This is a genomic window from Paenibacillus sp. EKM206P (genome assembly GCF_011066155.1).
Taxonomy (GTDB): Bacteria; Bacillota; Bacilli; order Paenibacillales; family Paenibacillaceae; genus Paenibacillus; species Paenibacillus polymyxa_D.
The window spans coordinates 686,652-699,486 of sequence record NZ_JAAMNQ010000001.1 but is presented as its reverse complement, the minus strand read 5'-3'; the positions used below and the strand labels follow the sequence as shown (position 1 = coordinate 699,486).

Annotated in this window: 12 protein-coding genes; 1 reads left to right on the top strand and 11 read right to left on the bottom strand. The window is 45.9% G+C overall.

Annotated features, from left to right (window positions below; genetic code table 11):
- Positions 1 to 34: 34 nt before the first annotated feature.
- The 9 genes from pstB to citZ all read right to left on the bottom strand — a co-directional run bounded on the left by pstB (position 35) and on the right by citZ (position 10,318).
- Positions 35 to 793, bottom strand: a complete 759-nt coding sequence (pstB, locus tag G9G53_RS03380) for a phosphate ABC transporter ATP-binding protein PstB (RefSeq protein ID WP_023987922.1) — start codon at positions 791 to 793, stop codon at positions 35 to 37.
- 127 nt (positions 794 to 920) lie between these two features.
- A complete protein-coding gene (locus G9G53_RS03375; RefSeq protein WP_029516627.1) occupies positions 921 to 2,045 on the bottom strand; it encodes a methyl-accepting chemotaxis protein in 1,125 nt (374 codons plus the stop codon).
- A gap of 159 nt (positions 2,046 to 2,204) precedes the next feature.
- Positions 2,205 to 2,936, bottom strand: a complete 732-nt coding sequence (locus G9G53_RS03370; RefSeq protein WP_013309604.1) for a response regulator transcription factor — start codon at positions 2,934 to 2,936, stop codon at positions 2,205 to 2,207.
- A gap of 128 nt (positions 2,937 to 3,064) precedes the next feature.
- Positions 3,065 to 4,867, bottom strand: coding sequence for a two-component system histidine kinase PnpS (pnpS, locus tag G9G53_RS03365; protein WP_165145294.1), 1,803 nt, complete (start codon positions 4,865 to 4,867; stop codon positions 3,065 to 3,067).
- 119 nt (positions 4,868 to 4,986) lie between these two features.
- A complete protein-coding gene (locus G9G53_RS03360; RefSeq protein ID WP_029516625.1) occupies positions 4,987 to 5,856 on the bottom strand; it encodes an SDR family oxidoreductase in 870 nt (289 codons plus the stop codon).
- 212 nt (positions 5,857 to 6,068) lie between these two features.
- A complete protein-coding gene (locus G9G53_RS03355; RefSeq protein WP_023987918.1) occupies positions 6,069 to 6,485 on the bottom strand; it encodes a hypothetical protein in 417 nt (138 codons plus the stop codon).
- Positions 6,486 to 6,800: 315 nt separating this feature from the next.
- On the bottom strand, positions 6,801 to 7,742 hold the full coding sequence (mdh, locus tag G9G53_RS03350; RefSeq protein ID WP_028542892.1) for a malate dehydrogenase: 942 nt from the start codon (positions 7,740 to 7,742) through the stop codon (positions 6,801 to 6,803).
- Between the two features lie 16 nt (positions 7,743 to 7,758).
- The gene (icd, locus tag G9G53_RS03345) at positions 7,759 to 9,054 is read right to left on the bottom strand and encodes an NADP-dependent isocitrate dehydrogenase (protein WP_029516624.1); all 1,296 of its coding nucleotides are present in this window, start codon (positions 9,052 to 9,054) and stop codon (positions 7,759 to 7,761) included.
- Between the two features lie 151 nt (positions 9,055 to 9,205).
- Entirely contained in the window at positions 9,206 to 10,318 is a 1,113-nt protein-coding gene (citZ, locus tag G9G53_RS03340) for a citrate synthase (protein ID WP_029516623.1), read from the bottom strand.
- Positions 10,319 to 10,663: 345 nt separating this feature from the next.
- On the opposite strand from citZ, the gene ytvI reads away from it, so the two are divergent.
- On the top strand, positions 10,664 to 11,782 hold the full coding sequence (gene ytvI / locus G9G53_RS03335; RefSeq protein WP_029516622.1) for a sporulation integral membrane protein YtvI: 1,119 nt from the start codon (positions 10,664 to 10,666) through the stop codon (positions 11,780 to 11,782).
- A 29-nt stretch (positions 11,783 to 11,811) separates the two neighbouring features.
- Here the strand turns inward: ytvI and G9G53_RS03330 are convergent, their stop codons facing one another.
- Both G9G53_RS03330 and G9G53_RS03325 read right to left on the bottom strand, forming a co-directional pair.
- A complete protein-coding gene (locus tag G9G53_RS03330; RefSeq protein WP_013309596.1) occupies positions 11,812 to 12,210 on the bottom strand; it encodes an FxsA family protein in 399 nt (132 codons plus the stop codon).
- Entirely contained in the window at positions 12,207 to 12,725 is a 519-nt protein-coding gene (locus G9G53_RS03325) for an acyl-CoA thioesterase (protein ID WP_029516620.1), read from the bottom strand. Before G9G53_RS03325 ends, G9G53_RS03330 begins: the two co-directional genes overlap by 4 nt.
- Positions 12,726 to 12,835: the final 110 nt, after the last annotated feature.

Here is a 12,835-nt window from a genome sequence, read left to right as displayed (position 1 = left end):
AGTCACCCCTTCTGGCATATTCATCAGGTAGGCTTTAGCCAAATCGCCCTGAAATATAATCTTCCGTTCGTGAATCCTGCGGCGTGGAAAACATTGTCTCTGTATCCGCCGCTTCCACCACAACACCATTCAAAAAGAATGCAGTTCTACCAGACACACGAGCTGCCTGATGCATGTTATGCGTCACCATGACAATGGTATATGTGTCTCGCAATTCCTGAACCAGTTCTTCAATTTTCATCGTGGAGATCGGATCCAGCGCAGATGTCGCCTCGTCCATAAGCAAAATATCTGGTTGTACAGCAAGCGCCCGGGCAATGCACAACCGCTGCTGTTGTCCACCGGACAAGCTCAGAGCAGAACGCTTCAAAAAGTCCTTGACCTCTTCCCAGAGTGCCGCCTGCCGCAGGCTTTGCTCGACCAATTCGTCCAACTTGTCCTTTTGCCGAACTCCATGCAGACGCGGGCCGTAGGCCACGTTATCATAAATCGATTTGGGAAACGGGTTAGGCTGTTGAAAAACCATTCCCACCTGCTTCCGCAGAGTTTCTACTTCCATAGTATCGCCGTATATATCCTGGCCTGCGATACTCACGGTGCCTTCAATACGCGTACCTGGTATCATGTCATTCATCCGGTTCAGCGTACGCAGTAGGGTCGATTTGCCGCAGCCGGACGGGCCGATAAAGGCAGTTACCGTTTTTTCAGGAATATCGAGGTTTATATGTTTCAGCGCGTGAAATTTCTCATAATATAAATTCAGCTTATCAATCCGGATTACGGAATCATTCATGGATTTATGATCTCCTTCGTGTTGCAGTTATGATCCTCAAGCATTGCACCTGATTTGCACAATATGAAGATTATATAAGCTGTGTGTAAATTTAGTGTGGTGGATTTGTTAACGGTATGTAAAATGATCAAGAACTTAGCATGAGCTCAAGCTCCTGCGCAATTTCGGCTGCATTTAAAGCTGCTTCCTCTGCGGAACGGGACATTTCGCTGTTTTTGGCTTCAATTTCATCGACGGCCTGCAGTAGTTTGGCAAAAGTTTGTGTTCCGGCAGAAATATATTGAGAACCTGTATGAATCTGCTGCATACTCGTATCCGTCAGTTCAGCGGTGTCACGCAGCATTTGCTCGATATGGGTGAGTAAGCCTGTAATCTGCGTGGAAAAAGCTTTCGTCTGGAGTGACATATTCCGCACCTCCTGAGACACAATCTGGAAGCCTCGCCCGTGTTCGCCAGCATGCGCCGCTTCAATGGACGCGTTGATCGCCAGCAGTCCGCTGTGATCTGCCAATGCACGAATGGATGAGGCCATGCCCGCAATGTCATTCAGCGATTGCGTCAACGCCGTCATTTGCTCATGCTGGCGTTTCATTTGCTCCGTAACCGCACGATAGGAGAGCAAAACATCCTCCAGTTCTACTTTGCCTCGACGGGATAATTCACTCATTGAGCGGGTTAGCCGCACACTGTCATCGGCCTCTTTAGCTGCATCCAGCACAGTCAGCTGAATACGCTGGACTCCGTCATAGCTATGCCGAATCACATCTCCCCGCTCTTCGTCCGCTTCTCTTTGCATTCGCTGCACGACGGACAGGATATCACGAATCGTGAGTACACCGAGTAACCGTGTTCCTTCCTTAATCAACACACAGTCGTAAAAACGCTGATCTTCGCGCAGCATCGCCAGTTCCACAATGTCCGATGCCTGGCTTTTCAGATCCACAATTAATGTATCGGGGTCGGCAAATAGGGCCGCAGGCTTGTCATAGAACAACGCCGCAGCAAATCTGCCCGTAAAATGGCGATTGTACGCATCTCTCATAATAATGCCCAATGGAAGATCATTTTTATCCACAACAATGACACAAGGAATATCTTCCTGTGTTTTCATAAGGGCTAACAGTTCTTTACAAGACATATCCGTACCAATGATCGGAACCTCCCGGCATGGCACATAGGTAGTAATCGACTTGTATGCTTCACGTTCAATCACGGCAGTGGAGCTCGGCTGGGTCTTTGGTTCCGTTATCATCGTTCTGAAGTCCCCTTTTTTTAACTACTTGGAGTGACGGGAACATCATATCGGTCATTTGTTGATTCTAGCGTCTAGTTTTGTTAATGAAATGTAAAATCACAAAATGGACACAAAGGTCCCCGGACACTGCCCTGAATAAAGAAAAACGCTCCTCATTTATAATAAATGAGAAGCGCTTCTTTTTTTATTTACAACCAGCTTGTACCCCACTCCACGGATCGAATCAATATGAACCGAGTCGGGATCGAGCTCCAGCTTTTTACGTAAGGAACTGACGTGTACATCCACGGTCCGTTGCCCGCCAATGTAGTCAAAACCCCAAACAGCATTCATCAGATCATCTCGGGTTAATACCACACCCGGCTTGCGGGACAAATAAAGAAGCACCTCAAATTCCTTGGGTCTAAGGCTGATGGACTGACCTCCAAGAATGACTTCATATTTTTCAGGGTAAATCTCCAGCTCGCCCAATTGAATTTTGGAGCTATCTTTCTGATCAGACAACACTCCTTCATCCCCACCGGAAGTTCTTCGCAGCACAGCCGTCACGCGGGCCAACAGCTCAGAAACGCCAAAAGGCTTCGTGATGTAATCATCCGCACCCGACTTCAGCCCTTGGACAACCTCGGCTTCACCGTTTTTGGCCGTTAAGATAATAATAGGCGTCGTCAGCCCCTGATGGCGAAGTCTGCTCAGAATGTCCAGCCCGTTCATTCCCGGCAGCATCAAATCCAGCAGGATCAAATCGTAGGACTCTCTGGAGGCTTTCTCAAACCCGGCGCTGCCATGATCCTCTGTATCCACTTCGAAGCCTTCTTGTATTAAATTGTAGGATAGCAATCTGGCAAGCGTTGGTTCATCCTCAATAACCAGCAAGCGTTGTCCCATAAATAACTTCATCTCCTGTTTACCTGTTAAAGGCGCATTGGTCAAAATCCTGAAACTTTTTCCATACTCATGCGACACCCGTTTATTTTATCACGACATTGTTAACAGAATGTAAAAAATGTTCTAGTTCATTCTTCCTGTTGCAATAGCGGTAATTCAACTGTAAATGTGGTACCCAATCCAAGCTCACTTTCCACCGAAAGGGTGCCATGATGCAAATCGACCAAGTGCTTGACGATCGACAATCCCAGCCCCGTTCCGCCAGAGTTACGCGAGCGACCTTTGTCCACCCGGTAAAAACGCTCAAAGATACGTGGCAGGTCCTTCTTCGGAATTCCAATACCTGTATCACTGACTGTAAATACGACCTTTTCGGTGTCATTCTCGCGCTGTATCGTTAGAACCTTAATCTTTACCTTGCCACCATCAAGTGTATAGTTGATGCCATTAGACAAAAGGTTCAGGAAAATCTGCTGAAGCTTATCTTCATCTGCCTCCATAAACAGCTCATCCGGGATATCCATGTGTAGTGAAATTCTTTTTTTGGCAGCTACATTGTTCAGTTTTTCCAGCAATGATTCTATGAACGACGAAACGTGCACCGGCGAGCATTCCAGAGGGGAACGCTTGGACTCGATTTTGGACAGCTCCAGAATATCACCGATCAACCGATTCAATCGTTCGCTTTCATCATATATAATTTGCAAAAATGAACGGGCCGTCTCCTCATCTTTAACCCCGCCACCGAGCAACGTCTCGGCAAAACCCTTGACTGCGGCAATCGGCGTTTTTAGCTCATGAGAAACGTTAGCCACAAATTCGCTCCGCATATTTTCCAAGCGTCGAATGGCTGTAATATCCTGTAAAAGGAACAGCATCCCCCGGTATCCGCCTTCATCCTCATACATCGGAACACCGTCCAGCAACACGAGTCTCTCCTCGGGATTGTACAAATGAACTTCACCATGCAGCCTTTCTCGGCTTTGTATACTGCCCTCAATTAGCTTTGTGAGCTCATAATGCTTCTTCAGCTCATGATATGGCTTGTCTGTCACCCGTTTACCCATGACACCGAGCATTCGCTCAGACTCACGGTTTACAAGCGCAATACACTCACTTGCATCAATCATTAGAATCCCGCCTGTCATATTGCTCATAACGCTCTGGAGTAGATCCTCATTGTCACGTATCGTTTTCATTTGGTTTTGGAGACTATCAGCCATACGATTAATGGCTTCACCCAGCTGCCCTACCTCGTCCCGGCGCTGCACACCAACCCTTGCGTCATAATCCAGTCCTGATATACGGTTGGCTACCCCAGTAATATGTTCAATGGGCGAGGTGAGACTGCGAGCAATACGATAGCTCACCAGTCCAGCAGCAATAAACAGCAACACTAGACCAATCCCGATGGCCGTCCAGCCGCGCTGCACTCCCTCCTCCACCGCTTTCAGACTCATGGACAAACGGATATATCCGTCAAAACCCTTATCCGATACAACAGGCTCTGCAACGTATAGCATGTTCCGCTGCAAGGTTTCGCTGTAACGAATCGTGCGTCCAATCTTCTCTGTTGAAGCTTGCTGAATTTCTTCACGAGATGCGTGATTTTCCATCTTACGCGGATCGCTTAACGAATCTCCAACCACCGTCCCGTCCTTGCGAATGAAGGTCACCCGCGATTCCGTAAGACGAGCAATTTCCTTCGCCTTTTGAGAATAATAAGAGACATAATCCGTGCTGGACAGGGCATCTGCATTAACAAAAGGGAATGTAGCTCGAAGCAGGTCGATCTCCCGTCCCATGTTCTCCTCTAGCACCTTCATATTCGAATTTTTAAAAATTTGTCCCATCGTGATTCCAGCAGCAAGGACAGATACGCCAATCAAAATCAGCATGATCAGGGTAAGCCTGAAACGAAACGATTTCATAAAATATGCCCATCCTTTATGTAAGTTAAGTCTCATTCTACAGGCTACCTTCATTATGTTCCACTGTGAAAAGAAAAAAGGCTAGGGCATAACACAGCCCTAACCTTTCCCTTGTCCTTTTATCCGTTTATAACTTCACCGCCATTGATATGAATAACCTGTCCGCTTACATAAGAAGAATCATCTGAAGCAAGGTACACATAGGCTGGCGCCAATTCTTCCGGCTGACCCGGACGCTTCATTGGCTGCGCTCCTCCAAACTCGCTGACCGTCTTGGCATCAAATGTAGACGGGATTAACGGTGTCCAGATCGGCCCTGGTGCTACAGCGTTCACCCGAATGCCTTGATCCGCCAAATTGAGTGAAAGGGAACGTGTAAAGGATGTGATTGCCCCTTTGGTCGATGAATAATCAATGAGTGTTTTGTTCCCAGCATACGCGGTAATCGATGTGGTGTTGACGATCGTGCTCCCTTTCTTCAAATGCGGCAATGCTGCTTGCGTCAAGAAGAACATACCGAAAATATTCGTTCGGAACGTGCGCTCTAACTGTTCTTTGGTGATATCCTCCAGCTTTTGCTGTGGATGCTGCTCCGCTGCATTGTTCACAACGATGTCGAGCTTGCCCAGTTCGTTAACTGTCTGTTGAACCGCTTTTTTGGCAAATTGATCATCTCCGATATCGCCAGGAATCAACACGCATTTGCGTCCCTCCTGTTCCACCTGACGTTTTGTTTCTTCCGCATCCTTATGCTCATTCAAGTAGATGATGGCTACGTCCGCACCTTCTTTGGCATACGTGACAGCTACAGCCCGACCAATTCCACTGTCCCCACCAGTAATAAGTGCAACTTTACCTGTTAGCTTGCCAGCGGCTTTGTAAGTTGGTTTTTCAAATTGGGGTGCAGGCGACATTTTGGACTCAATCCCCGGTTGCTGGTCCTGATGCTGTGGGGGCAAAGTTTGCTGAGGTTGATTACTTTTAGACATTGTACATTCTCCCTTCAAAATCAGATATTTTTTAGGATGCAACATTTGCATCCACTCTACTCCTGAATTACCACACAAAGTTATTCGTTAAACGAAAAAAGAACAATGTAGTGATTTGAGCGCAAAAAAACGGCCTATGCTTATTCAGCACAGACCGTTTTTCAATTTAGCATTTGTCATCATTCGATTATAGACTCTCACTAAATGCATAATTAAATAATATGGCTGTATACCATTAAAAACGTAATTAAAATCAGGAAGACAGCAAGCAGCGTACTGAACATTCGCATTTTGCCAGCATATTGCGTAATAGGCTGTTGGCTACGAATCGCTTCCAGCGACAGCCGTAACGGCTTACCCATGGCTCCCGCAATACCAGAAATGGCGAGAAACAACAGCAAAACGACAACAATCCATGCTACCGAATAAGAACCCCAGGGAAAAATCATATAGATACCGCTAACAAGCACTAAGATCAGCGCAAATTGAGCCAAACGGTTCAATAGCTGAACAGCCGATATCGTTCCTTCCTGCACGCTAGGAGCCAATTTGTCGATTTTGCCCACCACGAAGGGGAGCAATAAATAAAAACCCATCGCCAGTGATCCAATAATGTGAATAAAAAACATTTTACAACCTCCACTTCTTTGTTTTCTTACAAACTTTTTTTCCATAGAACGATCATATTCCAACGAATGACTACCATCTTTTTCAGTGTTTTGGGACATGCTTTTCTATGTCAGGATTTTGCAAAGTCCTCATGTAACTATCAATGCATATGAACTCTATTATACCGGGGAAGTGAGTCAAAGCAAAGGAATAAGGAAGAAAACGAATAGATTCCCTATATTCTGTTTATGAGTAAAAGAGGTGTCCCGCGGCCATGACTATGGCTTAGGGACACCTCTTCAGGTAATAGTCACCGTTTTAGTAGAAAATTGAATCTAAACGGTAACTATTTTAATCACACTGCGGACCGACTCCGCGGATTGATCGAGCGCTGCTTTTTCTTCGGCTGTCAATTCCAACTCGAACACTTTTTCGATGCCATTGCCACCAAGAAGTGTCGGTACGCCAAGGAATAAATCCTGATAGCCGTACTCTCCCTCCAGATAGGCGATGACTGGGATAATCCGTTTTTTGTCTTTTACAATCGCTTCCGTCATCTGTGCAAGCGAAGCTGCCGGAGCATAATATGCGCTACCATTACCCAACAGGTTGACGATCTCTCCGCCACCGCCGCGTGTACGTTGTACGATCGCTTCGATACGTTCCTGCGAAATCAGGGTTTCGATAGGTATACCTCCAACACTGGAATAGCGTACCAGGGGCACCATATCATCACCGTGGCCCCCCATAACGAAGCCGCGCACGTCTTCGACGGAAACGTTAAGCTCTTGTGCAATAAAGGTACAATATCGCGCTGTATCCAGCACACCGGATTGGCCAATAACCCGATTTTTCGGGAAACCCAGTGTTTGGTAGGCAGTATAGGTCATAGCATCTACCGGATTGCTCAGAATAATAACAATAGAATCTGGCGCATACTTCTTCACGTTCTCACAAACGGATTTTACAATTCCTGCGTTCGTATTTACCAAATCATCACGGCTCATACCCGGCTTGCGTGCAATCCCAGCTGTAATAATGACGATATCTGAGTTAGCTGCATCCTCGTAATTGGAAGTGCCCGTGATCTGACTGTCAAATCCCTGTACCGGACCGGCCTCCAAAATATCAAGCGCCTTGCCTTTGGTCGGATTCTCTAGTTGCGGAATATCGATCAGTACGATATCACCTAGCTCCTTTTGAGCCAGCAGCAATGCGGTAGTGGCACCGGTAAAACCGGCGCCAACAATGGATATTTTTTTACGTTGAATGGACAAGTGGTATTCCCCTTCCTTACAGGTTACTAATAATGGTATCTGCGAACTCGGAGCATTTCACTTGTGTAGCACCATCCATCAGACGAGCAAAGTCATAAGTTACAATCTTCTTATTAATGGACGTCTCCAGCCCTTTGTAAATCAGGTCAGCCGCTTCTTTCCAACCCAAGTGTTCAAGCAACATTACGCCCGACAGAATGACGGAACCAGGGTTCACTACATCTTTGTCGGCGTATTTTGGTGCTGTACCATGTGTAGCTTCAAAGATAGCATGCCCTGTTACATAGTTAATGTTCGCACCTGGCGCAATACCAATTCCACCAACTTGGGCAGCAAGAGCATCGGACAGATAGTCCCCGTTCAGGTTGAGCGTAGCAATCACATCAAATTCAGAAGGACGAGTCAGTACTTGCTGAAGTGCGATATCAGCAATCGCATCCTTGATAATGATTTTGCCTGCATCTTCAGCTGCTTTTTGAGCTGCATTAGCCGCATCCTCACCGTCTTTTTCCTTGATTACGTCATATTGGGCCCAAGTAAATACTTTATCTGCAAATTCTTCCTCAGCCACTTCATAACCCCAGTTTTTGAAGGCACCCTCGGTAAATTTCATAATGTTACCTTTGTGTACAAGCGTTACACTCTTGCGTCCGTGGTCAACTGCATACTGAATGGCTGCCCGTACCAGACGCTTTGAACCCTCGGAAGAAACTGGCTTAATGCCAATACCAGAGGTTTCAGGGAAACGGATTTTGTTCACACCCAGCTCTTGCTGGAGGAACTGAATAACCTTTTTCACGTCTTCGGACCCTTCAGCATACTCGATCCCCGCGTAAATATCTTCTGTGTTCTCACGGAAAATAACCATATCTACCAATTCAGGACGTTTCACTGGAGAAGGAACACCGTTAAAATAACGAACAGGACGCAGACATACGTATAAATCCAGTTCCTGACGCAATGCCACATTCAACGAACGGATACCACCGCCAATAGGTGTCGTAAGCGGACCTTTAATGGCTACAATATACTCACGGATGGCTTCCAAAGTATCGTTAGGGAGCCATTCGCCGTATGTATTGAAAGCTTTCTCACCAGCGAATACTTCATACCAGGCAATCTTTTTGCTGCCGTTATATGCTTTTTCTACAGCTGCGTCCAGTACGCGCTTGGAGGCTTTCCAGATATCGCGACCCGTGCCGTCACCTTCGATAAACGGAATTACCGGATGGTTCGGAACCTGTAGTTGACCGTTATCAATCGTAATTTTTTCGCCTTCAGTTGGGAGCTCAAACTTTTCAAATTTCGCCATAAGTTCCTTTTCCTCCTCAGATATGAATGGGTACAGGACGAAAGACATGATCTTTATCACAGACAAAAACGTACATCTCTCGTCGTCCCCTCTATTGTACCTTATTTTTTAAATTCAGGGTATACAACCTCAATCTTCCTTCGACAAGGGGTTAGCGCAACTCTGGTGATACGTATTTTTGATCCATTGGACCTGTATATTCGGCGCGAGGACGAATCAGGCGATTATTTTCATACTGCTCTAAAATGTGCGCTGTCCAACCGGATACACGACTCATAGCAAAAATAGGTGTAAACAGGTCTCTCTTGATACCCAGTTGGGTATACACAGAGGCAGAATAAAAATCCACATTGGGCTTCAAGCCTTTTTGTCCTGTTACAATTTCCTCAATTCGAACTGACATATCAAACAACGTTGTGTCGCCGTTCATTTCCCCCAGCTCGCGGGACATTTTGTGCAAGTGCTTGGCACGCGGATCACCGTTTTTATAGACTCGGTGTCCAAAGCCCATAATTTTTTCGCGATTATCCAGTTTCGCCTGGATATAGGAGTCCAACTGATCCAAACCACCAATCTCCTCCAGCGTTTTGGCCACAGCCTCATTGGCTCCACCATGCAGTGGTCCTTTTAAAGCTCCAATTGCAGACGTGATTCCGGAATAAATATCCGACAATGTGGCTACCGTTACACGCGCAGCAAAGGTAGAGGCATTTAATTCATGATCGGCGTGCAGCACGAGAGCCTGATTGAACGCTTTAATAGCCGTCTCCTCTGGATCCTTGCCAGTCAGCTGATACAAAAAGTTTTCAGCGATAGAAATACCTTTTTTAGGCGCAATCGGCTCCAAGCCCTCGCGTATACGTGCTATAGCTGCCACAATGGTAGGCAATTGCGCCTGAAGCTTGACGGTTTTGGTCACATTAGACTCTCTCGACATATCATCCGCCTCTGGGTCATACAAAGCGAGAGACGATACGGCTGATCTCAAGGCAGCCATCGTGCTCAAATCTTTCGGATATAACTTTAATTGAGTAACAATTTCATCCGGAATAGCAGCGTATTCGCTTAACTGGTTGCGAAGCTCCTGCAATTGCTCTTTATCAGGTAATTTCCCAAACCACAACAAATAAGCTACCTCTTCAAAATCGGCGTTAACAGCCAAATCATCAATGTTATAACCCCGGTACGTGAGAACGCCATCTACGATAGAGCTTATGGAGGAAGTGGTCGCTACGATCCCTTCCAGACCTTTAGTCGCTGTCATCGTTACATCTCTCCTTTGTAAAAACATTGTGAACGGACTTGCAATGTAAACATTTTCAAAAGTAAGATATGCCTTTTAAATAGCCGAGTAATGTTAACGCCATATGTCAATATTTAAACCTTCTTTCACTATACTGGATTTTGTCGTTTATGTGAACATTGAGGGCTATTCCAACACATTCAAATGTTTTATCGCTTCCATAAATAAATTTTTGAAACCCCTTACAAAAAATATTGATTCATTTGCACTTTTTTACACAGGTCTTGTCTCCCCCCTTTCCCGCATATGTATAGTAGAGCATTTATTTTATGAAATACTATCGTAAAAGAAAGGAGTCGTGAGAGCTTGAGCCGGTTAATCCTGAATCGCATATTTCGTGCTCTATGGGTGGCAATCGTGATTGTAGCTCTGTTATTGGGCATATATGTGCTTTTCCCTCTCGTCTATCCTTTCCTATTCGCCTGGCTTGTGGCTTATGCCATGAATCCATTGGTTGGTTTTCTGCGTAACAAAGCCCGTATGCCACGTTGGACGGCTGTCACGGTCTCATTATTTGTATATTTAGGTGGAATTGCAATTATCCTGTCTGCAGCAATCACCCGCATGGTTCGAGAAGTTATAAAGTTAGCCATGACTTTTGACGGGCATATTGAGCGTTTTAAAAGCCTGTTTATCGATTGGACACAAAGCGATTTGATTCAAAATGTAATTATTGAAATTAACCATTTCATCCGGGATAATCCGGATTACCAACACACCATTAACAGTAATATTGATAAAACAACTCAAACCGTCAGTTCGGCTGTCACTACGCTAGTCGCTCAATTTTTTAATGGGGTTTTGAACTTGCTGACCTCTCTGCCTAATATGGGAGCAGTTCTAATGGTTATTGTATTAGCAGCTTTTTTTATTAGTAAGGATTGGGACCGACATAGTCGGATGCTCGCAAACACGGTTCCTGATACGATTCGCAAGCCATTGTCGGATATATGGCACGATCTACGTAAAGCACTGTACGGCTATTTGCGTGCACAGTTTATTATCATCTCCATTACGGCATTAACGGTCATTGTTGGGCTGTTCATATTGCGTGTGGAATCCGCCTTTACCATCGGTTTAATGATCGGGCTGGTGGACTTGCTACCTTATTTGGGGGTTGGCATTGTGATGATTCCGTGGATACTGTATACGTATATGTCTGGTAATTTGGCGCTAGGGGTAGGATTGTCGATCCTTTATATCATCCTGTTGATTGGACGACAGATCGTGGAGCCTAAGGTGCTGGCCAGCAGCGTGGGCTTAAACCCGCTTCCCACCCTTATCGGTATGTTCATCGGGCTCAAGCTATTTGGCGTTTTAGGACTCATTATCGGACCTGTATCACTCATTGTCGTTGATGCACTGAATCGTGCGAATGTCATTCAGGACTTGCGCAATTATATTCTCGCAGGAAGAGTCCGCTAGATCATGGATAGGAAAAACGGCAGCTCACGTCAAAACCGCCGAAACGTAATACTGCCGTTTTTCATTTTTTTCTCCAGCCACTTTAATAAAAAACGTCGGTACAACGCTCGTGTTAAAGGGAACACCAACGTAAAACCAATAATATCTGTTAAAAATCCGGGGATAAGCAGCAAACTCCCACCAAAAAAGACACATAATCCATCCAGCATTTTACGGCCGGGCATTTGTCCCCGATTCATTTCATTTTTCGCATCGGCAATCACCTTACGACCTTCAAATTGCATCATGGCAGCCCCGATTAGCGTCGTCAGAATGATGAGTAAAATCGTTTTGCCTGCTCCAATCCAGTGACTTACCCATATAAACCCGTATAGCTCCGCCAAAGGAATGAGCAGCAGCAACAGCCACAGACGTTTACGCATCATCATGACTTCTGTCCCTCCCCGCCTGTAAAAGCAAACCTTAATGCAGTGTACAGCTCAGGTAGCGCCTGGTCCAGTCGAACGGGCTTCCATTCGGTGTTCACCCATACGTGACGTGTCATCCCAGTGACGAGCAGCTCTCCCGGCAGCGTGTCTGCCTGGGTCCATACCTTTCCCAGATACCTTTGATGCTCATCATCCGTTACCCGCCGAACCTCATAGATATAGTTTAGACGCAGTCTGGAGAAGTCGGTAATTGCGGTATAAACGGTAATTAAATCATCATATCGAGCAGGACTCGCATATTTCGCATTGATTTCAATAACTGGCAGCAAAACTCCACGTTCCTCCATGCTCCGATAGTTAAAACCCGTCTGTCGGATCATTTCGGTACGCCCGATCTCAAACCAGTTCAAATAATTTGCATGATATACGACCCCCATCTGGTCGCTTTCCTGATAACGGACACGTAGCGGTGCGCCATACCAGCGTAATTCCGTTTGTTTCTCCTCTTGAGTCATACAAGCTCTCCTATCTTTGTGCATCTTTATCTCTATTTTGCCCTCTCTCCATTAAACCATATTTACAGCCCGGGAACAAAAAGAGGGCAGACCGACCGGTCCTCCCTCGC